Here is a 25840-nt window from a genome sequence, read left to right on the forward strand (position 1 = left end):
CGCGAGACGTCCCGCGCCGCGTGGTTCTCACGCGGCGTTCGTCTCGCCGTTGCAGATACTTCTGATTGCTCTTCGAGCTGCGATGGACCCGTGCGCTCCGCAACACGGTTCGCGGCAGCCGTGCGCGTGTCGCGCTATAGACGTTCAGTCCATATGCGGATACGCGTAGTGATGGGCCGGCACATAGGTCTCCTTGATCGTGCGCGGCGACACCCAGCGCAGCAGATTCAGCGCCGAGCCGGCTTTGTCGTTGGTGCCGCTGCGGCGTGCGCCGCCGAACGGCTGCTGACCGACCACCGCGCCGGTCGGCTTGTCGTTGAGATAGAAGTTGCCGGCTGCGAAGCGCAGGGCAGCGCTCGCTTCGACGAGCGCGCCGCGCTCCTGCGCGAACACGGCGCCCGTCAGTGCATACGGCGAAGTGGAGTCGACCAGCTTCAGAACCTCGGCCCACTGCGCATCGGGATAGACGTAAACCGACAGCACTGGCCCGAAGATCTCTTCGCGCATCGTGACGAAGTTCGGATCGTCGACTTCGATCACGGTTGGCTCGATGAAGTAGCCGGTGCGGTCGTTCGCGCCGCCGCCGGCGACGATCGACGCTTCGCTCGCGTGCCGCGCCTGGGTGAGATAGCCGCCGATCCGGTCGTACGCCTTGCGGTCGATCACCGCGCCGACGAAATTGCCGAAGTCCTGCACATCGCCCATCCGCACGGTGGCGAGTTCGTCGACGAGGCGGGCCTTGAGCGCCGGCCAGAGCGACGCCGGCACGTAGGCGCGCGATGCGGCGCTGCACTTCTGCCCTTGGTATTCGAACGCGCCTCGCAGCAGCGCGGTGCTCAACGCGGCAACGTCCGCCGACGGATGCGCGAGCACGAAATCCTTGCCGCCGGTCTCGCCGACGAGGCGCGGATAGCTGCGATAAGCCGGCAGACGCTCGGCCGTCTGACGCCACAGCGCATCGAACACGGCCGTCGAGCCGGTGAAATGCAGTCCGGCGAACGCCTCCGAACCAAGTGCGACGGACGACACCGTGTGCGAGTCGCCCGGCACGAAATTGATCACGCCGGGCGGCAGGCCCGCCGCTTCCAGCAGTTCGAACACGAAGTAGTTGCTCAGCGCCGCGCTTGCTGCGGGTTTCCACAACACCGTGTTGCCCATCAGCGCCGGCGCGCAAGCCAGGTTGCCGCCGATCGCCGTGAAGTTGAACGGTGTGACTGCATAGACGAAGCCTTCCAGCGGGCGGTACTCGAGCGTGTTGCGCATGCCGGGCGCCGAGACCGGCTGGCTGCGCTGCAAATCCCGCGCGAACGCGACATTCCAGCGCAGAAAATCGATCAGTTCGCATGCCGAATCGATTTCCGCCTGATACGCGGTCTTGCTCTGGCCGAGCATGGTCGCGGCGTTCAATTTCTGACGCCACGGCCCGGCCAGCAGATCGGCGGCTTTGAGAAACACCGCAGCGCGGTCCTCGAACGACCACTGCGACCATTCGCGTTGCGCCGCGACGGCGGCCTGGATCCCGGCGCTCACGTCAGCGCTGCTCGCCTGGTGCACATGGGCAAGCACGTGAGCGTGGTCGTGAGGGCAGATCACCGGCGCGGTGGCGTCGCCGCTCAGTCGCCTGCCGCCGGCCACGACAGGGATTTGCACCACCTGTGCGCGTTGTCCGGCGAGCGCACTGGCGAGCTCGGCGTGTTCTGGCGAGCCGGGTCGATACGCTAAGATTGGTTCGTTTTTGGGTGCTTCGAGCATGGCTATGCAAACCTTTCGGTGATGGGCTATCGGATACTAAGACGGCTATGGTTTATCCATATGTGATGTCATTGGATCCAATCCTAGCAGCCCACAATTTTGACGACAACCTTTTTTCGTCGGTCGACGCACGACCGGCTCATCCTCATGACGACAGTGCAGGCCAAGGCAGATCAGCGTTCGCTGCCGCAATCCATCCGCGATCAGCTACGCGATGAAATCCTCAGGGGCACGCTCCCGCCGGGCACGCAACTGCGTCAGGAAAACCTGGCAGAGCGTTTCGGCGCGAGCCGGATCCCCGTGCGCGAAGCGCTTCGGCAGCTGGAGGCCGAAGGATTGGTGAGCTATCAGCTCAATCGAGGAGCGGTCGTGATCGCGATGTCGACGACCGAGATTTGCGAGTTGCTCGACATTCGCGCCGCGCTGGAAAGCTACGCCGCGAAACTCGCGGTGCCGAACATGGTGACGGCCGACTTCGAGTTGATGAAGCGCATTCTGGCTTCCTACGACGTCGCCACTTCGCCGGCGGAGTGGGCCGAATGCAACCGGCAGTTCCATCTTGCGCTGTGCGCGCCGTCAAATAACGAGCGCTTGAAGAAAATGATCGAGGAATACTGCCTGAGCACGACCAATCGCTATCCGCACCTGCGCATGTCGTTGGATACGCAAAAAGAGGACGTGCAGCGCGACCACTACCAGATCGTCGACGCGTGCAAGCGGCGCGCGATCGACGAAGTCGCGACGCTGCTCGAACAGCATATTCTGCAAACCAAACGGGAAGTGCTGGCTGCCGCGCGCCTCGGCTAGCGGCGCGGCACGCGAGGAAGGCCGGTGTTGAGCCGGCTAGCGATCGCGCGTCGGATGCCGGATATGCCGGCTGGCACTCGCGGCGCCCCGCATCAAGTCCCGTCGACGCTCAGCGAAGGCACCGCGCTTTCCGACTGCCGCATCACGATCGAGCGGGATGCATCGACGAGTTGGTCCGCCGCCATCGGCTTCGTCAGGAAGAACCCCTGTACGTAGTCGCAATGCGCGTCGCGCAAGATGTCCAGTTGCGCATTCGTTTCGACGCCTTCGGCCGTCACCTTCATACCGAGCTGGTGCGAGATCTGGATGATGCCCCTGACGATCGACACGGTGGCTTCGTCGCGCAACAGTTTCGCGGTAAAGGAGCGGTCGATCTTGACCGTGTCCGGCGAGAAGTCCGCGAGATAGCGCAGGCTCGAATAGCCGGTGCCGAAGTCGTCGATTGCAATACGCACGCCGAGGCGCTTCAGCGACATCAGCGTTTGCTGCGCCAACGTCGGGTCGTCCATCAGCGCGCTTTCTGTCAGTTCGATTTCAAGGCAACGCGGTGGCAATTGATGCTTGCGCAGTGCCCGGTCCACCACCGCGACGATCGAATCGTCCTTGAGCTGGCGCGCGGACACGTTCACCGACACGCACAGGCCCTTTCTGCCGGCCGCGCGCCAACTGGCGAGCTGAGCGAGCGCCGCGTCCATCACCCACGCGCCGACTTCGACGATGAAGCCGCTCTCTTCGAGGATCGGGATAAAGCTCGCGGGGCCGACCATTCCGCGGGTCGGATGATTCCATCGAACCAGCGCCTCGACGCTTTTCATGGCCAGCGATGCCGGCTCGTGTATGCCCTGGAAATGCAGCGCGAACTGGTTCGACGCGAGCGCGGCCGGCAGACTGCGTTCCAGCTCGAAGTCTTCGAGCACGTCGCTGGCTGCTTTGTCGGCGAACTGGAAGCCGTTGCGGCCGGCTTTTTTTGCCGCGTACATCGCGATGTCGGCGCTGGTCAGCAGCGCTTCGTGGTCGCGGCCGTGCTCAGGAAACAGCGAAATGCCGATCGACGCGGTCACGAACGGCGCCGCGTGGTTGGTCCGCACTTCGTTCGAGAACATGTTCAGAAGCGACTGCGCGAGCGTGGCCAATGACGCCTTGTCGCTTTCGCCGCTGACGATCACCGCGAACTCATCGCCGCCGAGACGCGCGACGCAGGCGGCCGGGGGGAGCGCCTCGTGAATGACCTTGCCGATGTCCTTCAACAGACGGTCGGCGACCGTATGGCCGAGCGTGTCGTTGAGAACCTTGAAGCGGTCGAGATCGATGAACATCAGACCGAACGCGACGTTTTGCCGGCACAGCGCCTTGATTCGTTGAACTAATGCAGTTCGGTTCGCGAGACCCGTCAGGCCATCGGTATAAGCGAGCCGGTCGAGCGCGACGAGGCGTTCCTGTTCGACGGTAATGTCTTCGCTGACGCCGACGACCCGCGCGACGTTGCCGGCTTCGTCGCGCACCGGGTAGGCGGTGCTTCTGATCCAGCGAATACAGCCGTCGGGACGGCGGATCCGGTATTCGCAACGGCCATCGGACGCTTCTTCGACGATGCGGCGCATTTCGGCGCGCAAACGCTCGCTGTCGTCGGGGTGCACCAGTTCGAGCCAGACCGAAGAGTTTTGCGCGAGCATCGACGGCGTGATGCCGAACACCTGCTCGACTCCCGTGCTCACGTACAGGCAAGTGGTGAGGTCCGCGCTGTACGAATAAAACACCAGCCGGACATGCGACTCCATCTCGCCCATCAGTTCGCTTTTTTCGCGCAGGGTGGTCAGCAATTCGGTTTGCCGGGTGACGTCTTCCGACGCGCACAGCAGCGCGATCACTTCACCGTTGGCGTCGCGAACTGGCGCGAGCGTCGAGTCCCACCACTTCGTTCGACCTTTGGTGGTTTGGCAACTGCCGGTGAACGAAGCGCTGGTGCCTGACAGTGCGGTCGCCAACGCGGTTTCGGCGGCGCTGCGATCGTCGCCTTGCCAGAAACCGAGCCAGTCGGCGCCGGCGAGTTGCTCGGGCGACTCCGCTTCCATCAGCGCGGCGCCATATTCGGAAACGCGCAGCATGTTGCCGTCGCGCCCTAGTACTTTCAGGCAGTCGCGATTCGCGTTCAGGAGGCCGCGGGCGAGCGTGAGCGTCGCGTGTTGGCGGGCGTGGTCGGAGGCGAGTTTGCGGGCGACGGCCGCGAATGTTGCGATGCCGGATGTGATGGAGAGGGCGAGGCGGACTGCGCTTGCTGCTTCGAGGGCCGCGCAATATGCGAGGGCGCCGGTGCCGATCCCGGCCGCTGCCGCAATCAGGAGGTCTGAGAGCGCAACCGTCTTGACGCGGCCATAGCGTGACAGGAAAAAGGTCAGGAACAGTTGGTTACGAGCGGGCGGGCAGACGCCGGGTTCGATATCGGCATCGACATCCACCCGAATTTGAGCTGAATTGCATTTTTTAGCGCGCCATGCCGCTTTGAACTTCACGCCCCTCCTCCCCGACTTCCTGTTCGATTGGCGGTTCGAACTATCTCTGTTGCTTGCGTATTTAATTACGGTCCGAATTCGTAAATCTTTAATGGAGGAGATGGTGGTAAACGGGTCCGGACCGACGTTGACAGGCCAGCATATGCAGCATGAATCTACAAGATCAGCCGGCTGTACGTTGCGCTAGCCGGTGATATACGCAACGCTCGCGAATCGGCAGCGCCATAGGCCTAAAGGGTGACGGAATTTTCCCGGCCGGGCAGTACTATATTCAAGTCCCGAAGCGAGGATATCCGTGAGGCACAACGGCCGAAAGGGGTAGCTCATGAGTACAAAACTTCGCATGCAGCGGCGCTTCAAGTCTGCTTTACTCATCGCCGCGCTCTTCTCGGTGAGCGCTCAACCGGCTTATCCGCAACAGCCTTCAACATCGCAGCAGCAAACCGCGTCTCAAACGCAGGCTCACGCGATCCTGATGCGAATGGCGGAGTTCCTGGCTAACGCGAAGGCGTTCAGCGTCAGTTTGCGCAGCGGCTATGACGCCGTTCAACCTTCCGGGCAGAAGATCGAATTCGGTGAACTGCGAAATATCACGGTAAGCCGGCCCGACCGCCTGCGGGTTGAAAGCGAACGTAGCGACGGCACCAGGACCGTTGCAGTCTTCGACGGCAAAGACATCACCGTGGTCGATGCCGCCAATAACGTATACGCGAGCAAACAGCAGCCAGGTAACGTTGATGTCACGCTGGTCCATTTCGTTCGCGATCTCGGTTTGCGCTTTCCGTTGGCAATGCTTTTGACGAGCCGGCTGCCCGCGGAATTCGAGGAACGCGTGCGGCAGGTCGATTATGTGGAAAAGACGAATATCGAGGGCGTGCCCACGCATCACATCGCTGCTCGCACCGATACGGTGGACTTTCAGGTGTGGATCGCGGACGGCAACGAGCCCTACCCGGTGCGCGTCGTCCTGACGTACAAGAATGCACCCGGTCAGCCCCAGTTCTGGGCGCAGTTGTCGAACTGGAACTTTGCGCCGAAGCTCGCCGACGACACGTTCGTCGTGAAGATCCCCGACGGCGCGCAGAAAATCGCGTTCGCCGCCGATGTCCCCACGCTGCCTTCCAACTCACGCAGGTCGACACCGGCTACAGGAGGCACGAAATGAAAGCCCTTACATGGAGTCGCGTTGGTACGGTAATGCTGGCTAGTCTCGTTCTTGCCGCAAGCATGCTCGATGCCGGGGCGGCGGGTCGAGGCGATCGTGGCCGGGGTGGCGGTGAGCGCGGCGGCGGCGACGGCGGTTTTTCACGCGGCGGAGCCGCGGCAGGCGGATCGTTCTCGTCGGGCCGTGCCGGCGGCGCGAATGCCGGTGCATACGGCGCCGGCGCGGGGCAGGCCGCGTCGGGTCAGCGCAGGCAGGCGGCCGGCGAAAATCAGGCGCAGCGACAGTCCGCGATGAATCAGGCGCAACAAACCTCAGGCGCCAACCAGGCGCAGCGACAGGCGTCGCGAAGTGAGGCGCAGCAGACCTCCAGCGCCAATCAGGCTCAACGGCAAGCCGCCGCCAGTCAAAACCAGTCGCAACGGCAAGCCGCCGCCAGTCAGAACCAGTCGCAACGACAGGCCGCCGCCAGCCAGAATCAGTCGCAACGACAGGCAGCCGTCAACGACTGCTACAACTGCGGCGGATCCAGTTGGGACAACGACGCGGCCGCCGGATTTGTCGCGGGCGCGATGGTGGTCGGCACCGCGGCGGCCGTGGCGACGGCGGCAACGCCACCGCCCGTGAGTACGGCGGCGCCGATGCCGGCTCCCCCGCCGCCGGCGGCAATGCCGCCTTGCCAGGTTGATCCAATCCTGGTGAGCGGCGTGCCTTACTACAAATGTGGGGCGACCTGGTACACGGAGGGGTATGGAAACGGCGGCGTCGTGTACGTGCCAACCCAGCCACCCGCGGGCCATTCGTAGCCGTGTCCGCGCAAATAGCTGCCGTGGCGCCGGCGTTTTCACTGGGCAGATCTCGATACGGCCTTTGAGTAACGTTTCTCCAATCGACGACTTACCGGTCACTTTGAGATATTCGACACAGGTCCCTGAATCGCCGACAATCGCCAATCGACAAATGGCCTTTAGAGGACGGCATGGTCCCTGTGAAGACTTCAGCGCCTGTCGCTCTGATAACCGGCTCGACTTCCGGGATTGGTGCTGCAATCGCGCGACGGCTTTCAAACGATGGATTCTCTGTTGTTCTCCATTCCCGCACATCCGTCGCTGCGGGGCTCGCGTTAGCCCAAGATCTCGGCTCTGCCGCGTACGTGCAAGCCGATCTGACCGATGACGCACAGAGAGTGAATCTGATCCGCGAGGCAATCGGTGTGTGGGGCCGGCTCGACGTTCTCGTCAATAACGCCGGCATCAGTCGAGTGATCCCCCATAACGATCTGGCGGCGGCCACGCCGGACGTCTGGCAGGAGTTGCATGAAGTCAATGTTGTCGCACCGTTTCGTCTCGTGACCGAAGCGCAATCGGCGCTGCGTGAAGCTGCCGCGCGTGGAAAGCCGGGGTGCGTCGTCAACGTTAGTTCGCATGCCGGAGTAAGACCTAAAGGTGCATCCATCCCTTACGCGGCAACCAAGGCGGCGCTAAACCATGTGACGCGCCTGCTTGCACTTTCACTTGCTCCTGATATCCGCGTTAATGCTGTTGCGCCTGGATTGGTCGATACACCTCTCACCGCAGAGTGGACGCAAGCTCAGCAACTTTGGAAAGAGCGTTCACCGATGCGGCGGGCCGCAAGTCCAGAGGATATTGCTCAGGCTGTTGCCATGTTGGTCGCATCGGACTATCTAACAGGAGAAATTCTGCTCTCGGACGGCGGTTTGAATCTCACGTGATCAAAACGAGGGGAACCACTGTCGGCGTTCGCTGCAGACTTTGAACGCTTTGCAGTTACCGGTTCGAGTTGAACACCTGGGCGCGGGTTCTCTTTAAGTCATTTCGGCAGGAATATGGGCGATGGCCTCCCTAAGAATCCGCCGTGCATCGGCGAACGACGTACCGATACTCACACGCATTCGTAACGATGCGCATGAGACAAAGCTGACTCACCGTGACTACGCCTGGGGAAAAGAAGGAGACGGATTTTCCGAGCGGTGGGTGAGAAACAATGTCTTTCAAAGAACGGTGTACGTCGTCGAGTTAGATGGTGATCCGGTCGGTACTTTTGTGCTCGATCTCGATGATGAAAAGCACTGGGGTCCTCAAGAACCGGTAGGCGGGTATGTGCATGGGCTTTGCGTGCGGAAAGGCTTCAACGGACGCGGACTCGGCAACTTCATGCTGGATTGGTGTGGCGACAAACTCAGCGCCCTGGACCGGCGTTTCATCCGACTCGATTGCGCCGTCCATAACGTCAGGCTCTGCGCCTATTATGAGTCGCTCGGATTCATCCGCGTTGGGCAGTACACCGATTCCAAAGCCGGCGGCTATGTATGGTCGCTGTACGAGAAATCGGCGCATCCGATGCGAAAGCGGCCCTCGGCCAGGCTTCTGATCACCACTCCAAAGCGGCGCGTGTTGTTATTCCGTTTCGTCCATAAGACTGGCGCGCTCGCTGGGCAAGCCTATTGGGCAACGCCGGGCGGCGGTGTCGAACATGGTGAGACGTTCGCGGACGCAGCGATACGCGAGCTTCGTGAAGAAACGGGGATTTGCACGGCGCAGGTATCACAGTCCGTCGCACAACGCGAAGTGCTCCTGCAATTGCCGGACGGCGAGCACGTGCTCGCGATCGAGCAATATTTCGTCGTCGGCATCGACACGGAATCCATTTCGCGCGCCGGCTGGACCGCCGACGAAAGGGCCGTGATGGCGGATCATCGATGGTGGAGTCGGGACGAATTGTGCAGCACCAAGGAGACGATCTATCCAGAAGGGCTGGTTCAAATGCTTGATAACGGCGGCGTTTTCGACGCTGTGCGGCCGCTTTGGGCATAGGTCGTTGTCTCTTAGGGGGCGCATGGGTCGATCACGGCCCTGGAGCGTCGAGGCTGCGCTTGCAAAATGCCTCGGTCGGACTGCGTAGGCAGCCTTTAATGAGGCCGGTCCGCGGATTTCCGTGTGAGGCCCATGAGGAGACAATACCGGCCTCCTTCGACCGCTCGAAAGCAGACTGTCACACGATGCGGCGCTCGATCTCTTCCGTGGACGGAAACCATGCCAGCGGCAATTGTCGCTCGTGCGATCACGGTTAAATTTCTCTCAGCGATAACTCCGGGGTTGTGCCGACCAGCTTGACAAGCAGATCGGCAACCAGCCGCACGCGGGGCGAGCGTTTGACGTCCGGATGCATCACGAGCCACAACTGCCGAACCGTCGAGCAAGGGTGATCCGGTAGCAGGCGTAGAGCCGGATCATGCGCGGCAAGAAAGCGGGGAAGTGCAGCGATCCCCAGTCCTGCCCGGGCGGCATGGAGCAATGCGGCCAGATCGTTGCTTCGGAAAACGAAGCGACGGTCGCCCGCAATCTGATTGAGCCAACGCTGCTGAGCCACCTGACTGAGATTCTCGTCATAGCCCAGAAATTCCCATTCGGGCCGAGGTCGATCGGCATACCCGTTGGCGGCATAGAGGCCATACCCCATCTCGCCTATGCGTCGGGCGACCAGGCCTCGCGCGGTTGGCCTTGACATGCGTATCGCCAGATCGGCCTCTCCCCGACTCAGATTTGCGTCACGCGATTCCCCAATCACTTCAAGGTCGATGTTCATCCACTGGGATCGAATTCCAGCCAGACGAGGCACCAGCAGATGACTGGCAAGCACGGGCGGAGCAGAGACGCGAACGGTACCGTTCAGGGACGATACGCCCACGGCCGCTCGGGAGAAGGCCTGCGCTTCGTCATCGAGACGGCTCGCCTGCTGCGCCAATGTTTCTCCTTCCAGCGTGAGCGACCAGCCCTTCGGCAAGCGGTCAAACAGTTTGACCTCCAGTGTCTGCTCCAGCGCTTCGACCCGCCGGGCGACAGTGGAATGCTCGACAGACAGGTTGCGTGCCGCCCCGGAAAGGCTTCCGACCCGCGCCAGTTCGAGGAAATACCGGATGTCGTCCCATTGCAGACGCTGGCTTTCGAACGGCACCTTCGCTGTGTTTTTTTGCACACTCATTGACGATTTATCTGGAATTGTTCGGTGAAATTGCCCAGTGCAACATGAGCTTGCCAGATCAATCACCAGGAGAACAGCATGAGTTTCAGTTCCGCGTCCGATGCGTCGTCGCTTCAAGCGGCCCAGATCGCAATCGAGCAATACGGCGATGCTTCGACGTTGAGACTGCGCGAGGTTACGCTACCCGCTCCGGCGGCCGGGGAGGTTCGGATTCGCCACACGGCTATCGGCGTGAATTTTGTCGATATCTATCACCGTACCGGTGTCTATCACCTGCAGGAGGTGCCCGCGGTCCTGGGCGTCGAGGCCGCCGGCGTAATTGACGCGGTCGGCGCCGGCGTCGAATCACTGCACCGAGGCCAGCGCGTCGCCTACGCTGGCCCACCTGTCGGCAGTTACGCCAGCGTCCGTAATATTGCGGCCCACCGCGTCCTTCCTCTTCCCGACGACATCGCCGACGACACAGCGGCCAGCCTGCTGCTACGCGGGATCACGGCCCATATGCTTTGCTCTTATGTCTATCCCGTCAAAGCCGGCGACACGATATTGGTCCATGCGGCTGCCGGCGGCCTTGGCCTCGTCGTGACGCAATGGGCGAAAGCGCTAGGCGCTCGCGTTATCGGCACGGTTGGTTCGGCCGCCAAGGCGGAACTGGCGAGAGAGCATGGCCTGGACGAAGCGATTCTTTATCGCGAACAAGACCTGGTCACGGAGATAAAGGCACTGACAAAAGGTCATGGAGTCGACTACGCCATTGACGGTATCGGAGGCAAGACGCTCATTGAGACGCTCGGTACTGTGCGTCCCTTCGGAATGGTCGCCAGCATTGGACAGGTCAGTGGAGATCTCCAGCCGATCGACCTGTCTCTGCTTGGTCCGGCTCGCTCGATTGCGATATCTCGTCCCAGCGTATTTCGCTTCGTGGCCGATCCGGCGCGCTACCGGGAAGGGGCAATGGCCACGTTCCAGCGCTTGCGCAGCGGCTTGAGAGCGAAGGTTGGAGCAGTACTTCCTCTGACACAGGCGGCTGTTGCACAGCGCCGGCTGGAAACCGGCGAAACAAGCGGCTCAATACTATTGCGGCCCTGAGTTGCAAGGATAGGCTCCGCGACGGTCAGCAGGCCGCCGTCGAGCATTTGGGTTACCGCCATGGCGATCGGCCAGAACATCGGCACGGCCATCACCGCGATCTTGCCGGCGTTCATCGCAGCCGCCGTGCCGCCCGGCACGCAGCGCATTGCGTTGATCGTGCGGACGATCACGCTGACCGTCTTCGGCATCGGGGCGCTAGGCGCATGGACGGCGCGCGAAACCTACCGGCTGCCCGTCAACGCGCTCGGGCAGCGAGATGCAGCGCCGATCAGTCAGGAGGAATACGACAGCCTGCGTGCCGATTTTCGCAGCAAGAAAGCCGCGTCCAATGTTTCCGTTTGAGGGCGATCTCGGTTCCGGCGGTCCGCATCATTCGACGGGCGGCACCGCACCTTCATGCAAGGTCTTGATGAGCCGCGCGCGACGCTTTTCGAGGTCCGCGATTTGACGATCGATAGCTTCGAGCCTTACGCGCTGGACGTCGGTGATCTGATCGCAAGAGCGTGCGCCTTCGATCAGAAGCATGCAGTCCGGAAAGGCGCGAATATCGTCGATAGTGAAACCGGTCGCGATCATGCGCTGAATTTGCTTGACCTGCGTGACTGCCTTATCGGGGAACATGCGATAGCCATTGCTCGCGCGCTCCGAGGCGAGCAGGCCGTGTTCGTCGTAATGCCGGATCGATCGCACGCTCGCGCCGGTGAGTCGCGAGAGCTGTCCAATCGTCAGCAGTTCCTGTGAAGGCGTGTCTTTCATGAAAAGCAGGCTATCACAATTCGCTTGACTCTCTCATCAGTGTCAGGGTTGAGACTAGGTGCACCGACCCTCTCAGGAAAAGCAATGAGCTTACGAACGTACCCTCGGTTTTTCATTTCCGCATTCTCTGCGGCGACGCTGTTCGCGTGCACACCTGACGCGATCGCAGCGCCGACCAGCTATACGGTCACATCGACAAATGGAGTGAAGCTGGCGGTTCAGGAAAGCGGTAGCCCCAACGGCCCGCCGATTATTCTGGTGCATGGGCTGCTCGGCAGCCGCCTTAACTGGGAGCCGCAGGTACAGAGTCCCGAATTACGCCAATACAGAATCATTACTTACGATCTGCGCGGCCACGGACTGTCGGATAAGCCATCCGGCCCGGAGCCATATCACGACGGAAACCGTTGGGGGGACGATCTCGCCGCGGTGATCGCGGGCTCGCACGCGCGCAAGCCCGTCGTGGTCGGCTGGTCGCTCGGCGGTGTGGTGATATCGAACTACCTTGCGAAGTTTGGCGATCGTGCAATCGCGGGCGCTGTGTATGTCGACGGCGTGGTGGAGCTTGCGCCGGGTCAGATCGTCGATCATCCCGAGGTTTACCGGGACATGAATTCACCCGACCTGAAGACGCATCTCGACGGTGAGCGCACCTTCGTCGGCCTATGTTTCAACCATCGGCCTGACGCCGACACGTTCGACCGGCTGCTCGCAAACGCAGCCATGGCATCGTGGGACATGCAAAAGGAAGTGCCGACGATGACGGTCTTCGCCGCGGAAGGGCTCGGCAAGGCGCACGTTCCGTTGCTCTTCATCTACGGTGGTCACGACGCGCTAGTCGACACGCGAACGACGCTGGCTCGAGCGGCTGAGCTGAATCCGCGCATCATGAGCAAGGTGTACGCGGACTCGGGTCACGCACCGTTCATCGAGGAAGCCGCGCGTTTCAATCACGATCTGGCTGAGTTCGTCAGGTCGGCTTCTCAGCAATGAAGTCACGTGTTACGAGGAGATAATCATGGCGTATGAAGTCGAGCAGGACTTCTTTCCAGGTTTCGCGAGGCTCGACGTCGAAGCGGGTGACGTCTGGTTTCGCGGCAGGATCGGCGGGAGCGGACCGCCGGTTCTGCTGCTGCACGGCTACCCGCAGACTCATGTTGCGTGGCGATTGATTTCGCCAACGCTCGCGAGGTCGCATACCGTCATCGCGCCGGATCTGCCGGGATACGGGGACAGCCGGACCCACCACGATCAGCCGAGATGGACCAAACGTCGCGTAGCCGCTGCGCTCGTGGCGTTGATGAATCGGCTCGGGCACGAGCGATTTGCCGTGGTCGGGCACGACCGCGGTGCTCGCGCGGGATACCGGCTTGCGCTGGATCATCCGCAACGCGTCTGCGCGTATGCTTCGCTGACCGTCATACCCACGCTGGATGCGTTCGCTAGCGTCGACAAGTCCTTTGCGCTGAACGCCTGGCACTGGTTCTTTCTGGCGCAGCCGGGCGATCTGCCGGAGCGGATGCTTGCGGCTGATCCCGACGCTTATCTCGACACTGCCCTGGCGAAGATGGCGGGCGGTCTCGAGCGGATCGATCCCTTGGCCCTCGACGCCTATCGAACGGCGTTCAGGGATCCGCACGTGCGCCACGCCATGTGCGAAGACTATCGCGCCGCTGCTTTCGAGGACCAGGAGCACGATGCGAGCGATCTTGCGGCGGGCCGAAAACTCACCTGTCCGGTCTTGGTACTGTGGAGTGAGAGGGAACAGCAGGCGAGAAGCGGATTGCCCATCGACGCTTGGTCCCGATGGGCAACGAACGTGACGGGAAAGGGGTTGCCCGGCGGCCATCTGCTTCCCGAGGATGCGCCGAATGAGGTGTTGACGTCTCTTAACAATTTCCTGGTCGGAAAGTTCTAGCGTTGGACTCTCTGCCGCCGACACAGTTTGTGCAAGACGCAGGGAAAAACGTCGCTCGCTGACCAGGTGCCCGGCGCAACACGCGCGAAAAAAAAGCCGGCACGCGAGGACGCATACCGGCTTGCAGGCGTGACGTGCCAGAGGCACGTCATCGCCGATCGGCAGATTATTGCTTCGGCAACGCGTAAGACATCACGTAGTCGCCCTGCTTCGTGCCAAGCGAACCGTGGCCGCCCGCGACGATCAGCACATATTGGCGACCGTCCGCGCCCATATAGGTCATCGGATTGGCCTGGCCGCCGGCCGGCAGGCGGCCTTCCCACAACTGCTTTCCGTTGCTCACGTCATAGGCGCGCAGGTAGTAGTCGAGCGTGCCGCCGAGGAACGTCACGCCACCGGCTGTCGAGACCATCCCGCCGAGCGACGGCACGCCAAGCGGCAACGGAATCGGCAGCGGCGCGCTGTCGCGAACGGTGCCGTTCTTGTGCTTCCAGATGACCTGATTGGTCGTCAGGTCGACCGCCGCCACGTAGCCCCACGGCGGCGCCTGGCACGGAATGCCCCACGGCGCGAGCAGCGGCGACATCGCCACGGCATAAGGCGCACCCGTATTCGGATGGATGCCCGCGGTTTCGCTCGTCGACTCGTTGCCGCTGCCGACCTTTTCGCGTGGGATCAACGTGTCGTAAAAGGCCATCGCGTCAGGATTCACCAGTGCGATCTGGCGCACCGGATCGACGGAAATGCCGCCCCAGTCGAACACGCCGAAATTGCCCGGATAGACGATCGAACCTTGCTCCGAAGGAGGCGTAAACGGCCCCTCGTAGCGCAGCGACTTGAACTTGATGCGGCACCAGAGCATGTCGAACGGCGTCGTGCCCCACATCGACGCTTCGGTCAACGGTTCCGGCATGAAATTGATCGCCGAAAGCGGCTGGGTCGGCGAAGTATGGTCGTCCGGAATCGTCGTCGCCGGACGCGGTACTTCCGCGATCGGCACGAGCGGCTCGCCCGTCAAACGGTTGAGCACATAAATCGAGCCTTGCTTCGTACTCGCAAGCAACGCGGGTTTCACACCGTCCGCCGTCTTGATGTCCATGAGCGTCGGTTGACCACCGACGTCCATGTCCCACAGGTCATGGTGCGTGAACTGATAATTCCATGCGACCTTGCCGTTTTCGACGTGCAATGCCACGACGCCGGCGCTGAATTTCTCCGAAGCCGGCGTGCGGTTGCCACCCCACTGATCGGGCATCTGGTTGCCGAGCGGCAGATAAACGAGGCCGTTCTTTTCGTCGACACTCATCACCGACCACATGTTCGGCGAGTTGCGCACGTAGTGCTGGCCCGGCTTCAATGGTTCGGTTGCGTCAGGATTGCCGGAATCCCAGTTCCATACGAGATGACCGTCGCTCACGTCGAATGCGCGCACGACGCCCGACGGTTCCGTCGTTGAGTAGTTATCCGTAACATGGCCTCCGATGATCACGAGGTTTCGCGTGATCGCAGGCGGCGAAGTCGAATAGTAGCCGCCCGGCATCACTGTACCGTCGAGGTTCTTCGTCAGCAGGTTGACCGTGCCCTTATCGCCGAAGCCTTCGCAAACCTTGCCGGTATCGGCGTTGATGGCGATGAGGCGCGCATCGGCGGTCGGCAGATAAATTCGGCGCGGACACTGTTGGTCGGTCGTGCTCGCCTTCACGGCGGCATTACCACCCGGGGCGCTCACGGCTGCCGCGCTCTGCGCATAAGCTGCGGCGTCGTAGTAGGACACGCCGCGGCACGTCATGTGCTCCCAGTTCTTGAAGGTGCCCGTCGGGCTCTGGATCTGCGGATCGAAATCCCACAGCTGCTTGCCGGTTGTCGCGTCGAGCGCGATCACGCGGCTGTGCGGCGTGCAGACGTAAAGCGTGTTATCGATCTTGAGCGGCGTATTCTCATACGTCGTTTCGCTCGGATCGTTCGGACCGGCTACGTCACCCGTACGGAAGCTCCAGGCGAGTTCCAGTTTGCCCGCGTTTGCCGGCGTGATTTGCGTTAGCGGGGAATAGCGCTGGCCGGACGGCGAGCGGCCGAATGCCTGCCAATCGCCGTCAGCCTGCTTCGGTGCGGCGGTGGCCACGCTGGTGCCCGTGCGTTCGAGCTGGCCCGTCACGCCGTGCGGATTGGTGAACAGGCTGACCACGCCGACCGCCGCGGAGACGATGAGTGCTCCGCCGAGAGCGACGCCGCCGTTGCGCTTCTCATCGTCGGGTGCGCCGAGACGATTACGCACGAACGGCAGCAACAGCCACAAGCCCATGATGAACCAGACATCGAGGCGCGGCAGCAATTGCCACCAGTCGAGCTTGACTTCGACGAGCGCCCAGACGGTGCTCGCCAGCAGAAACACCGCGAACAGGAAAAGCGCCGAACGTCGCGCGGCGAGCATCAAAGCGCCCGTCACGATAACGACGACGCCCGCAATCAGGTAATAAGGCGATCCGCCGAGGCTGACGAGCTTGATACCGCCAATCGCGGTGAAAAGCCCGATCAGAATGAATAGCGCAGCAGAAATGCGCAAAGCCGTGCGCGACTTCGGCACGGGTGCAGTGGTCCCCATAGGGCAAACTCCTTCACTGGAAAAACAGAATCGCCGTCAACTCGCGCAGCCGGTGTGAGTCGCGCGAGTCAGCGGCTTTTAGAACATGTGCATCATTCCGACATAGGCGCCGGTCTGCGATTGGCCCGCAAGCGGGCTCGTCGGCGAGCTCGAATCGCGCGGCGTGGCGAACACCGAGAACGTGCCGTTCTTGCTGTTGTTCACGTACGCGACCGTGCCGTAGAGGAACGTGCGCTGGCTCAGGTTGTAGGTAGTACCGAGCGCATAGAGCATCGCGTGGCTGCCCGGATCGTGCGCCACGTCCCCCGCGCCGTCGCCTACGTGGATATAGAAACCCGCAGCCGTCACGGCCCATTTCGGCGTGGCCTGGTACGTCGCGCCGAGCCAGTAGTGGTCGGCGCGATCCGCGAGCCCGGCGGGTGTATCGGGCGCGAAGTAATGCGTGTACGCGGCCTGGAACTTGAACTTCTGTACGCGCAGGTTGCCGCCTACGAAGTATTCGCGCGAAGCCTGGAAGATATTCGAGAGGCGTCCGTTCGAATCACGCAGTTCGTCGTAGATGCCGCGCACGTCGAAAAGCGGCGAGTGATACGTGAGCATGATGCCGTTCGAGCGCCCGAACTCGCCGGCGGCGCCGTTGTTAAAGCCGCTCGCCTGGTTGCCGAACGCATACTGCCCTTGCAGATCGAAGCCGTTCCACACCGGGCTGTGATATTCGACGTTGTTGCTCGTCTGTTGCCAGCTGCGCCCGCGCACGAGCGAAGCCGACGACACGGCCTGCTGCACGAACGGATCGAATTCCCAGATGCCGTCGCTATCGATGAAAAGATTGCGACCGGCCTGCAATTGGCCCCACGTTTCATTCTTGATACCGGCATAGGCGCGGCGCGAGAACATCCGGCCGCCGCCTGACGTGCCGTTCATGATCTGTAGCCCGGTTTCGAGATTGAATATCGCGGCTGTGCCCCCACCGAGATCCTCGCTACCCTTGAGGCCGAACATGCTCGTGCCCCAGTTGCCGCCCTCGGCACTCCAGAGGCTCGAACTGCCGCCGTTACCATTCGCAATGTGATTCAGGTATTCGATACCGCCGTCGACGCGGCCATACAGCACGACGCTCGACTGTGCCGATGCGGCCGAACTGGCAACGAGCAGAGCGATAGAGCCCAATTGTTTTTTCACATCAACTCCTCGATAGTCTGCATTCTTGCGAGTTTCACGCGCGCATCGTCGTGAACATCGAATTAGCCCGATTCATTCGGTGTCCCCGTGAATCGTTCGCGGCGCGCGATAATTACATAAGTCGCAATAGACTATTTCCATCTTCTTTTTCCCGCACCAGGCGCAACGGGGCGCAACTATAGCAGCGCGCAGATAAACCTGCAGTTGAAATTCCTATATCTTTTTCGCGCTGGCGTCCCAAGTATTTCCTCATGCCCCACGCCCTGCTTAAACGATTTCGAGTCGCCAATTACGTTTAACACCCGAACTTGTCGCGCTGCGCGCCCGGGACGCGAGGCTGCTGATGCGGCGGGTTGTGGCGCCCTTGAGCCGGGCGCCTACGCGTCTCGCCAGGTTTGCCCCGCTTGAAATGGAAACCCACGAAGCGGCACGCTGCGAAACAGAAGGATGCATCCCGCCATAAAAGCGCTTTGCAAAAAGACGGCTTCTTCGCAATTCGGGGGAGTACTTCGAGCAGAGGCAAGGTGTCGTGGATAGCGAAAACAGCCAACTACTAGCGGAGACAAATACCGGCGTGCCTTCTGCAAAGCGGGGGCTTTGACGCCTGACCGCGTCCGTCCGCTCTTGCCACAGTCATTGCAAGCAGGCATGCCGCTTCAACGTTCTATGACCTCGCCCGACCAGATGTGATCGAACGCAGCGCCGGCTTCCCGCTGCACCTTGCGGACGGTTTCCGCGTCCGGGGCATCGTATTCGCAGATCATATGTCTGCGATCGACGGAAACCACACTGCGCTTCCAGACGACGCCGTACATTTCGCTGCACGGTGCGAGGCGGTCTTCCACCACGGACAGATCCGCATCCGACTGTGGAGTCGGAAAGCTCCTTTCAACGACGACGTGCGACATGGCAAGGCTCCGTTCGGCGAGAGAAACCGTATCGGCCGCAATTCAATCCGCTTGCGTTTGAACGATCGTTGTAGTCGCGGGGTAGCGCTTATGGAGCCGTTGTAATGCTGCCTGGCTCCTGGGCGAGATCGGCTCGCCGGCTAGCAACTCACGCAATGAGGCGAGAAGGGACTCGGCGGATTCCAACTCGCTTCCCACGAGCGCTGCCTCGACCAGTACTGATGTCGCAACGATTCTCCCGGTCGGTGAGTTCAGGATTTCCGCTGCCTCGAGCGCTTCCCGCGCGTGAACAATTGCACGCTCGCTTGCTTGACGGTCCAGACAAGTCAGCGCCAGCTCGCTGAGGACATAACAGAGATGCCGCTTGTCGTCCGCCTCGCGCAATGCGCCGAGCCCTTCGAACCCAGCGTCGCGCACGTCGCTTCCCGTCAGACGGAACGACGCAATCGCGCTGAGAACTTCCGCATAAGGCGCGCCCGAGTATCCCATGCGTCGCGCGGCCACGACGATCGCGCCGGCCAACTGAGTGACTTGCAAGTAAGCGCCGCGCTCGAAATCGACGGTCGCGAGCCAGACGAGACACTGATACTCACGCCAATGGTCCCCGATCGCCCGCGCCTGCCGCACCGCGTCGTTCAACTGCGCGGATCCGGCGTCCAGTGCTCCGTCGGCTCGCGCAAGCAGCGCTGCGCCCCACATCAGTTCCACGACGCGCAGGTCCAGCAGTTCCGCCAGCTTCTGCGCTTCCTGCAAAACGCTGCGTGCCCGCGGAAGGTCGCGCTCCAGTTCGAGTAGACACCGGCCCGTATTGGCGAGTTGCTTGCAGCGGGTCGTCGCATCGGCTTTGCGCGCCGCAGTTGCCGCGCGGATCGTGACGTCACGCGTACGTTCGACGTCGTTCGCCTGTTGTGTGAGCCACGACAGGCTATGGAGGCCTTGCACGACGTCGGCATGAAGCGACAGCGCTTCGGCTTCCTGAATGGCGTCCTCGAATTCATGTTCCATCGACGCTGGACATGCGTCGCCGGAACTCGCCGACGAGACGAGACGTGCAGTGAGCAGCTGGATCTCGAGTCGAATCCGCTCGCGCCCCCGCGGCAGTGAACGGGCATGGACCAGACCGCGATCCGCGACAGCGCGAGCTTCGCTGGGCGCGAAGACTGTCAGACAGTGGTGGCTGGCCTCCACGCACGCCAGTGCCGTCATGCGCGAGTCGCCCGCCAATGTGGCGTGATGAACAACTTCACCGTGCAGTCGCGGGTCGCGCGTGCTCGAGGCCAACAGTTGCTGCGCGATCTGACGGTGAATCGCGCGCCGGTGCGGCTGCGACAGCATCCGGTAGACGGTCTCTCGCACCAGATCATGGGTGAAATCGAACTCGGTTTGCGAGGCTGCGGTCATGAGGCCTCGACGTTGCAGGTCGGCCAGGCTCGATAGCACTTCAGCGAGCGGCCGGTCGAGCAGTTGCGCCAACCGCTCGGGCGCAAAGCCGCGTCCGATAGAAGCGGCGAACGACAAAAGATCGCGCGTACGCGCATTGATCGGTGTCAGCCGATCCGCAATCAGGGCCTCGACAGTGAGCGTCGATGCTTGCGGATGCGCGCGGTTTGCGCGCGCTAGTTCGAGCACATAGAGTGGATTGCCGCCGCTGCCTTTGGTCGCCTGCGCGAGTGGCAGATCGCATCTGGCTGCGCCGAGAAGTGCTGCCACATCGTCAGCCGAAAGCGGTCCCAACCCGACGTGCGTCACCTTTGACTCGCGCGCGAGCGACTGCAGCAACGTTGCTGCATACCGGTTGTCTTCCATTTCGGCGGGACGCGCGGCCGCGACGAAGACAACCGGCAAGTCCGGTGCGAGGTGTCGCAGTACGAAGTGCAGCAGCGCTGCCGATGCTTCGTCGAGCCACTGCAGGTCGTCGAGGACAAAAGCCAGTCGCTGTTCGGCCGACAGACGGCCGAGCAGCGCGAGAACCGCTTCGAAAAGCCGCTCGCGGCCACCTTCGTCGCGCTGAAGGTCGGAGGTGCTGTTGCCAGTCGCATGCACGAGCGGCGCGAGGGCTTCGTCGACAGGCGGCACTGCGTCGCTCGCGAGGTCGCGCAATGCATCTATCCAGATGCCGTATGGACGGATCGCCTCGGCTTCATAGCATCGAGCGCGAAGCACGCGACACGCCGCGCTCGACGCGCATTGGCTGAAATACTCGAGCAGGCGCGTCTTGCCAATGCCCGGCTCGCCCGTCAACAGCGTCAGCGTTCCGGCGTCTGACGACGGCGCCAACAGATCTCTGAGCCGTGCGCGTTCCGCTTCGCGCCCGACCAGGGGCAGAGGTAAGACCTGATCCTCGCCCGTGCTCGCAGGCCAGCTTTGCACGGCCGTCCGGAGACCTTCTTCAGGCATGCGGCTTACATCGCGCTGCACACGATCGCCGGTGTGATCCGCGCGACTTCGGCGTGTATCGTCTCGCATGCGCCGAACCGCTTCGTCGAGGCTCGCACAGGCGCGTGCCCCGACCTCGCGTTGGAGCAGCTCGCGCGCATAGTGATGATGCTCCTGCGCATCCGCATGACGGTCCGCGGCTTCCAGCAGTGCGACTAACGCTGCGTGGCCCGACTCATCGAGCGGATTCGCGTCGACCAGCTCATGCCCGTACTGCAACGCACGCGACACGTCTGGCGCCAGCGCCCGGATCAAAGCTCTCAGGACCGTGCCGCGAATCCGGCCGAATCGTTCGCGCTGGCCAACACACCAGTTGTAGAAGCGGTAGCAACCGGGAAGCTCGAGCCCGGCAAGAAGGTCTCCACGCAGCAATTGCGCTGCTTCCTGCAGCTCGGCAACAGGTGTCCGCTCCGCTCCGCGCCGGAGCAGCGCCTCAAGCCTGATTGCATCGATAAACGCGCCGGCGGCTTCGAACGCGACGTGCGTGCGGCTCGCCACGATGCGCTCGTGCCATGCGTCGTCGAGCAGAGGGCGCAACTTGGACAGACTCCAGCGAAGGGCGGCGCGAGGATCGTCGGGACCCTCCCACAGCATGTCGCACAAGGCCGATCTCGATACCGGGGCGCCGGTCAGCACGAGATAGCCCAGCAACGCGCGCGTGCGGCGCGAAGCGGGCAACGGAACCCGCGCGCCACCACGCGTCAGTTCGAGTTCGCCAAGGAGGCGAATGCTCAGTGGTCCGCACGAAGCGTCAGTAATCTCGACGTTTCCCACGATCTCTCCAACGCTCAATACAACCTTCCGGAAGCACGCTGATTCCGTCAAACGGCAATCCTCGGATCGCCGCTTATGCGCAGATTACTACCAGAACGGAATGCACTGTCACCAGGAATCAATGGAGGCTAACGTGACTCACTATCAGGGCAAGATCTTTGGATACATCGGGGCACTGGTGCATCGATGCGAGGCATCGAGATTGGCAACAACATCGGCCGAAGTGGACGCGTTCCGGCTGTATGAAGCACTGGCTAACACTCCGCTGTCCGCGCAACAACTCGCGAAGAGGACCGGGACCGATCGGATCGCAGTGCTCGAGTGGTTGGGGGGACAGGTCTCGCGCCGCTACGTTCAGTACGACGCGGCGCGGCAGCAATACTGGGTCAGCGAACCGCAGGCACTGGCGATTCGCTGCGAACTGGACTGTCGCTTGGTGTCCGTTGCTGTCTTGGGCTCATCGATCCGTACCGGGCCGTTCGCCCGGTGATTCGGCATGCGGCTGCAACAGGTGCTTCGGCTGCCGCTTGCATCCGCGTTCACGACAGTCGGTTTCGAAAGCGGCAAATTTCGTGAACGTCATGGTGGCGAGCGCAGGTAGCCTGCGCCGGTCAACACGGTGACGCCTGGTCATGATGATGCGCTGTTCCGCCTCGCTGCTTCGATTGCAGGCGAGGGAACCGGTAGCACAGGCCTTCGGTTGCCCTGCCAGACGCGCCAGGCGACTGCGGGGCTGAGCAGCGACGACGGCGGCATCATGAGGTTCACGACCTCCAGAAACGCTGTCGCCAGCGTGCTGTCGCGTTTCGCGGCAAGGTGAAGCTTGCCGATGTACCAGTTGATGAAACGCAGCATTAGCGGGCGGGCGCCCTTGACTCGTGGATGGCGCAGGTCGTTGCCAACCGCGATGTCCCATGGAATATCGACGATCTTCGCGGCTGCTCCGAAGAATCGACGCGCAAGATCGTTCGAACCCGTGCGCAGGCACCGCTGTAGCGCGAGCGCTTCCTCTGCCGCGACCGTCATGCCTTGCCCATAGACAGGATTGAAGCTGCAGATGGCATCACCGAAAACCAGGTAATTTTCGGGGAAACGCGCGAGCTTCTCATACCGCAGACGCAGGTTGGAGACGTAGCGGTAGCGCCTGTAATCGGTTAGCGGCTCCGCCCTTGCGACAACGTCGTGAATCTCCATGGTCGGCAACGTCGCAAGATACGCGAGAAAGCCTTCGTCGTTGTCAGGCGCATCGTCGCCAAGATAACCGCCGGCACTGACGATCCAGCTGTCGCTTTCCTGCGCGAGCATGACGCCGTTGCGCCAGTTCGGCGCACTACCGGCGACAACGATACCGTGCTTGCCGTGGAGATCAGTAGATCGACGTCGATAAGTACGAGTCATGTAGCTGATATCGATCTCGACCTTTTCCCTGGCGGGAGGTTGGTAGCCCAACTCTTCCAGCCACGCCGCACTGGACGAGCCACGGCCAGTCGCATCGACGACAAGTTCCGCGTTGAGGGTCTCTTCTATCTTGCCCTGGGCATACGTCCGCACACCGGTCACGCTCCTGTGAGCGGGATCGGTCGCAAGACCCCGCACCGCGCAATTTTCGATGACGCGCACGTTCGGCAAACTCATGAGCCGTCGGCGTAGATGACCTTCGAGCACGGGACGGCTTGCAAGCAGACCGATCAGATCGCTCGCGCCGTTAGCAAGCCGGACGTTGTGGCCTATCCAGATCACATCGTTGGCGACATCACCGGCCAAGCCGCCGCTTTGCGCAACGACCTCGCTGCTATATCCGGGGAAAAATTCCTCGAGGATCACGCTGCCGCGCGCAAGGAGCCCGTGGGTATGACGGCCTTGTGGCACACCCTTGCGCGGCGCGTCTGCGTCTGGAAACGTGTCGCGTTCGAGCACGGTGACGATGGTATAGAAATCCGACAGTACGCGGGCAGCCAGCAGCCCGCTCATGCTGGCGCCGATCACGATCGCATGTTCACCAGGTTTCTTCATGGCAATCCTCCAGTTTGATCCGTCGCAGTAAGTCCCGCGACCCTCATTGGTAGCGAATGGTAGGATCGGTGCGTCCCCTGAGCGTCCCTTGGACGCCATCATTGAGGGTCACTCGCCATGGCTCTGTTCAGCGTACGGACGCTTGGATTTCCGGAGATTCGTCGGGATCACCGGCTGTGCCGGCTGCCCTTGCGCAAGGGCCTTGCTCTGTTGGTCTACCTGGCCGAAGCGGAGGGCTCTGTCGGGCGCGACGTCCTTGCCACCATGTTGTGGCCGGAAGGCGATGAAGAGGTTGTACGGGCGCGGCTACGGCGTCTGCTGCATCGCCTCCAGCACGCGCTCGGCGACGACGCTCTTGACATAGATAGGAGCACCGTTAGATGGTCGGCAGCGATCACGCTGCAGGTGGATTCCGAAGTGTTTGAGCAAGCCTGCGACTGCGGCGAGTTCGAGCGGGCTTGCCGTCATTATCCCGGCGACTTTCTCGAGGGTTTTTCGCCGGGCGACTGCCCGCTGTTTGACGAGTGGGCTTTTTTTCGCCGGGAGGCCTTGCGAGGCCGCGTGATTCAAGCACTCGAACGAGTGGTGCACGACAAGAATGCGGCGGGCGACTACGCGGCCGCGGCCGCGCACGCCGGCCGTCTTGTTGAGCTCGATCCGTTCAGTGAAGTGTACGGCCGGCACCTCATCCGCAACCTTCTGCTCGCGGGAGACCGGGCCACGGCCCAGCGGCACCTTGAGGCTCTGACGCAGCGCCTCCGTGACGAGCTGAATGCGGTCCCCGAATCCGAGACCCGCGCGCTGCTTGCTGCCGGTGCAACGTTGCCCATCGAAGACCCGCCGTCGACGCGCTACGTCAGCAGTGGCGGCGTCCATCTCGCATTTCAGACTTACGGCGCCGGCCGCATTGATGTTCTGGTGCTGCCCGGTTTCGTGTCTCACGTCGAACGGGTCTGGGAGCAGCCCCGGTGCCGGGCGTTCCTGTCTTCTCTCGCCGGGATGGGCCGTCTCATCCTGCTCGATCGTCGTGGCGTCGGGCTTTCCGACCGGGTAGGGTTCAATCCCAACGTCGACGCGACTGCGCAGGACATCGGCACCGTGCTGGACGCCGCGGGCAGCGAAAGGGTCGTGTTGTTCGGCGCGTCGGAGGGTGGGCCTGCATGCATCAAGTTTGCCGTTGATCAGCCCAACCGAGTTGCCGGACTCATTCTGTTCGCCTCGTTGGCGAAGGGAACCGCAACGCGCGACTATCCTCACGCACTTCAAGCGAGTCAGTATGATGTGTGGCTGCAGCAGCTCGTCGCGGACTGGGGCGGCCCTGCAGGCATCGAGACATTCGCGCCGAGCCTGTCCGGCGACCCTCAGGCGAGAGCGTGGTGGGCAGGCCTGCTTCGCGCCGCGTCGAGCCCGGGAGCGATCAAGGGAGTCCTCGAGGCGTTGCGCGACATGGATGTGCGGCATCTCTTGGGCCGAATTTCGGTGCCGACCTTGGTGCTGCATCGCCACCACGACCGCGCCGTTCGCATCGGCGCCGCCCGGCATCTCGCCAGCCACATTACGCAGGCGCGATTCGTCGAACTCGACGGCGCCGATCACTGGCCCTTCGCGGGCGATCAGCAAACCGTTCTGGACGAGATCAAGCAGTTTGTAGGCAGTCTCACGCGGTAACTGTGATCAGGGAGATGCTGCACAACTTAGCTTGGGCACAGTGAGATTCCGAGGAAATCGGCGGCATCGACGCGGGGCGTGGAGTAATGGTCCGATATTGCGAGTGGACCGGCCACCCCCGCTCACACCCCTCCCGACGTCCCAATGCCCCACCTTGCCTACCACTCACCCACCCCCCAAAACCTCCCCCACATCAATTACTTAGGCACCCTGTGCGAAAGTTGTCCACACCCTTACGAACATTTTCCGTGGACAACT

The 25840-nt window shown here is 62.1% G+C and carries 20 protein-coding genes; 11 read left to right on the forward strand and 9 right to left on the reverse strand.

Annotated features, from left to right (window positions below; genetic code table 11):
* Positions 1 to 144 precede the first annotated feature (144 nt).
* Positions 145 to 1752, reverse strand: a complete 1608-nt coding sequence (pruA, locus tag LJ656_RS14590) for an L-glutamate gamma-semialdehyde dehydrogenase (protein ID WP_230510115.1) — start codon at positions 1750 to 1752, stop codon at positions 145 to 147.
* A gap of 147 nt (positions 1753 to 1899) precedes the next feature.
* On the opposite strand from pruA, the gene LJ656_RS14595 reads away from it, so the two are divergent.
* Positions 1900 to 2559 carry a GntR family transcriptional regulator gene (locus tag LJ656_RS14595; protein WP_230510116.1) on the forward strand — a complete coding sequence of 220 codons (660 nt, stop codon included), beginning with the start codon at positions 1900 to 1902 and terminating at the stop codon, positions 2557 to 2559.
* Positions 2560 to 2651: 92 nt separating this feature from the next.
* On the opposite strand, the gene LJ656_RS14600 is transcribed toward LJ656_RS14595, so the two are convergent.
* Positions 2652 to 5015 (reverse strand): sensor domain-containing protein, encoded by a 2364-nt coding sequence (locus LJ656_RS14600; RefSeq protein ID WP_230510117.1) that lies wholly within the window; start codon positions 5013 to 5015, stop codon positions 2652 to 2654.
* Between the two features lie 379 nt (positions 5016 to 5394).
* Here LJ656_RS14600 and LJ656_RS14605 point away from each other — a divergent pair, with 379 nt between their 5' ends.
* The 4 genes from LJ656_RS14605 (at position 5395) to LJ656_RS14620 (ending at position 9065) form a co-directional block, all read left to right on the forward strand.
* A complete protein-coding gene (locus tag LJ656_RS14605; RefSeq protein ID WP_230510118.1) occupies positions 5395 to 6234 on the forward strand; it encodes a DUF2092 domain-containing protein in 840 nt (279 codons plus the stop codon).
* Entirely contained in the window at positions 6231 to 7037 is an 807-nt protein-coding gene (locus tag LJ656_RS14610; protein ID WP_230510119.1) for a hypothetical protein, read from the forward strand. The genes LJ656_RS14605 and LJ656_RS14610 overlap by 4 nt, the downstream gene beginning before the upstream one ends.
* Before the next feature lie 173 nt (positions 7038 to 7210).
* Complete coding sequence (locus LJ656_RS14615; protein WP_230510120.1) at positions 7211 to 7963, forward strand: SDR family NAD(P)-dependent oxidoreductase; 753 nt, start codon at positions 7211 to 7213, stop codon at positions 7961 to 7963.
* Between the two features lie 121 nt (positions 7964 to 8084).
* Positions 8085 to 9065 carry a bifunctional GNAT family N-acetyltransferase/NUDIX hydrolase gene (locus LJ656_RS14620; RefSeq protein WP_230510121.1) on the forward strand — a complete coding sequence of 327 codons (981 nt, stop codon included), beginning with the start codon at positions 8085 to 8087 and terminating at the stop codon, positions 9063 to 9065.
* Positions 9066 to 9318: 253 nt separating this feature from the next.
* Here the strand turns inward: LJ656_RS14620 and LJ656_RS14625 are convergent, their stop codons facing one another.
* On the reverse strand, positions 9319 to 10233 hold the full coding sequence (locus LJ656_RS14625; RefSeq protein ID WP_230510122.1) for a LysR family transcriptional regulator: 915 nt from the start codon (positions 10231 to 10233) through the stop codon (positions 9319 to 9321).
* A 78-nt stretch (positions 10234 to 10311) separates the two neighbouring features.
* Here LJ656_RS14625 and LJ656_RS14630 point away from each other — a divergent pair, with 78 nt between their 5' ends.
* Together LJ656_RS14630 and LJ656_RS14635 are read left to right on the forward strand one after the other, a co-directional pair.
* A complete protein-coding gene (locus LJ656_RS14630) occupies positions 10312 to 11322 on the forward strand; it encodes a quinone oxidoreductase family protein (protein ID WP_230510123.1) in 1011 nt (336 codons plus the stop codon).
* Between the two features lie 60 nt (positions 11323 to 11382).
* Positions 11383 to 11667 carry a hypothetical protein gene (locus LJ656_RS14635; RefSeq protein ID WP_230510124.1) on the forward strand — a complete coding sequence of 95 codons (285 nt, stop codon included), beginning with the start codon at positions 11383 to 11385 and terminating at the stop codon, positions 11665 to 11667.
* 27 nt (positions 11668 to 11694) lie between these two features.
* Here the strand turns inward: LJ656_RS14635 and LJ656_RS14640 are convergent, their stop codons facing one another.
* Positions 11695 to 12081 (reverse strand): MerR family transcriptional regulator, encoded by a 387-nt coding sequence (locus LJ656_RS14640; protein WP_230510125.1) that lies wholly within the window; start codon positions 12079 to 12081, stop codon positions 11695 to 11697.
* Between the two features lie 84 nt (positions 12082 to 12165).
* Here LJ656_RS14640 and LJ656_RS14645 point away from each other — a divergent pair, with 84 nt between their 5' ends.
* Together LJ656_RS14645 and LJ656_RS14650 are read left to right on the forward strand one after the other, a co-directional pair.
* Positions 12166 to 13074: an alpha/beta fold hydrolase gene (locus LJ656_RS14645; RefSeq protein WP_230510126.1), complete on the forward strand. Its 909-nt coding sequence runs from the start codon at positions 12166 to 12168 to the stop codon at positions 13072 to 13074.
* Between the two features lie 25 nt (positions 13075 to 13099).
* Positions 13100 to 13999 (forward strand): alpha/beta fold hydrolase, encoded by a 900-nt coding sequence (locus LJ656_RS14650; protein ID WP_230510127.1) that lies wholly within the window; start codon positions 13100 to 13102, stop codon positions 13997 to 13999.
* A gap of 166 nt (positions 14000 to 14165) precedes the next feature.
* On the opposite strand, the gene LJ656_RS14655 is transcribed toward LJ656_RS14650, so the two are convergent.
* From LJ656_RS14655 to LJ656_RS14670, 4 genes are all read right to left on the reverse strand, one after another.
* A complete protein-coding gene (locus tag LJ656_RS14655; RefSeq protein WP_230510128.1) occupies positions 14166 to 16601 on the reverse strand; it encodes a glucose/quinate/shikimate family membrane-bound PQQ-dependent dehydrogenase in 2436 nt (811 codons plus the stop codon).
* Positions 16602 to 16679: 78 nt separating this feature from the next.
* Entirely contained in the window at positions 16680 to 17783 is a 1104-nt protein-coding gene (locus LJ656_RS14660) for a porin (RefSeq protein WP_230510129.1), read from the reverse strand.
* A 656-nt stretch (positions 17784 to 18439) separates the two neighbouring features.
* Positions 18440 to 18691, reverse strand: coding sequence for a nickel-binding protein (locus tag LJ656_RS14665; protein ID WP_230510130.1), 252 nt, complete (start codon positions 18689 to 18691; stop codon positions 18440 to 18442).
* A 42-nt stretch (positions 18692 to 18733) separates the two neighbouring features.
* A complete protein-coding gene (locus LJ656_RS14670; protein ID WP_230510131.1) occupies positions 18734 to 21901 on the reverse strand; it encodes an ATP-binding protein in 3168 nt (1055 codons plus the stop codon).
* Between the two features lie 133 nt (positions 21902 to 22034).
* Here LJ656_RS14670 and LJ656_RS14675 point away from each other — a divergent pair, with 133 nt between their 5' ends.
* The gene (locus LJ656_RS14675; protein WP_230510132.1) at positions 22035 to 22391 is read left to right on the forward strand and encodes a hypothetical protein; all 357 of its coding nucleotides are present in this window, start codon (positions 22035 to 22037) and stop codon (positions 22389 to 22391) included.
* A 140-nt stretch (positions 22392 to 22531) separates the two neighbouring features.
* Here LJ656_RS14675 and LJ656_RS14680 read toward each other — a convergent pair whose 3' ends face one another.
* Positions 22532 to 23914: an FAD-dependent oxidoreductase gene (locus LJ656_RS14680; protein WP_230510133.1), complete on the reverse strand. Its 1383-nt coding sequence runs from the start codon at positions 23912 to 23914 to the stop codon at positions 22532 to 22534.
* 117 nt (positions 23915 to 24031) lie between these two features.
* Between LJ656_RS14680 and LJ656_RS14685 the strand changes: the two genes are divergently transcribed.
* A complete protein-coding gene (locus LJ656_RS14685) occupies positions 24032 to 25582 on the forward strand; it encodes a bifunctional AfsR/SARP family transcriptional regulator/alpha/beta hydrolase (RefSeq protein ID WP_230510134.1) in 1551 nt (516 codons plus the stop codon).
* Positions 25583 to 25840 lie beyond the last annotated feature (258 nt).

The organism is Paraburkholderia sejongensis (assembly GCF_020880815.1).
Classification (GTDB): domain Bacteria; phylum Pseudomonadota; class Gammaproteobacteria; order Burkholderiales; family Burkholderiaceae; genus Paraburkholderia; species Paraburkholderia sejongensis.

Excerpts from the sequence above, each read along its gene's own strand:
- LJ656_RS14620 (WP_230510121.1), top strand. The coding sequence starts at position 8,085 with ATGGCCTCCCTAAGAATCCGCCGTGCATCGGCGAACGACGTACCGATA.
- LJ656_RS14595 (WP_230510116.1), top strand. The coding sequence starts at position 1,900 with ATGACGACAGTGCAGGCCAAGGCAGATCAGCGTTCGCTGCCGCAATCC.
- LJ656_RS14630 (WP_230510123.1), top strand. The coding sequence starts at position 10,312 with ATGAGTTTCAGTTCCGCGTCCGATGCGTCGTCGCTTCAAGCGGCCCAG.
- LJ656_RS14610 (WP_230510119.1), top strand. The coding sequence starts at position 6,231 with ATGAAAGCCCTTACATGGAGTCGCGTTGGTACGGTAATGCTGGCTAGT.
- LJ656_RS14650 (WP_230510127.1), top strand. The coding sequence starts at position 13,100 with ATGGCGTATGAAGTCGAGCAGGACTTCTTTCCAGGTTTCGCGAGGCTC.
- LJ656_RS14640 (WP_230510125.1), bottom strand. The coding sequence starts at position 12,081 with ATGAAAGACACGCCTTCACAGGAACTGCTGACGATTGGACAGCTCTCG.
- LJ656_RS14625 (WP_230510122.1), bottom strand. The coding sequence starts at position 10,233 with ATGAGTGTGCAAAAAAACACAGCGAAGGTGCCGTTCGAAAGCCAGCGT.
- LJ656_RS14685 (WP_230510134.1), top strand. The coding sequence starts at position 24,032 with ATGGCTCTGTTCAGCGTACGGACGCTTGGATTTCCGGAGATTCGTCGG.
- LJ656_RS14645 (WP_230510126.1), top strand. The coding sequence starts at position 12,166 with ATGAGCTTACGAACGTACCCTCGGTTTTTCATTTCCGCATTCTCTGCG.
- LJ656_RS14605 (WP_230510118.1), top strand. The coding sequence starts at position 5,395 with ATGAGTACAAAACTTCGCATGCAGCGGCGCTTCAAGTCTGCTTTACTC.
- LJ656_RS14635 (WP_230510124.1), top strand. The coding sequence starts at position 11,383 with ATGGCGATCGGCCAGAACATCGGCACGGCCATCACCGCGATCTTGCCG.
- LJ656_RS14655 (WP_230510128.1), bottom strand. The coding sequence starts at position 16,601 with ATGGGGACCACTGCACCCGTGCCGAAGTCGCGCACGGCTTTGCGCATT.
- LJ656_RS14615 (WP_230510120.1), top strand. The coding sequence starts at position 7,211 with ATGGTCCCTGTGAAGACTTCAGCGCCTGTCGCTCTGATAACCGGCTCG.
- LJ656_RS14665 (WP_230510130.1), bottom strand. The coding sequence starts at position 18,691 with ATGTCGCACGTCGTCGTTGAAAGGAGCTTTCCGACTCCACAGTCGGAT.
- pruA (WP_230510115.1), bottom strand. The coding sequence starts at position 1,752 with ATGCTCGAAGCACCCAAAAACGAACCAATCTTAGCGTATCGACCCGGC.
- LJ656_RS14680 (WP_230510133.1), bottom strand. The coding sequence starts at position 23,914 with ATGAAGAAACCTGGTGAACATGCGATCGTGATCGGCGCCAGCATGAGC.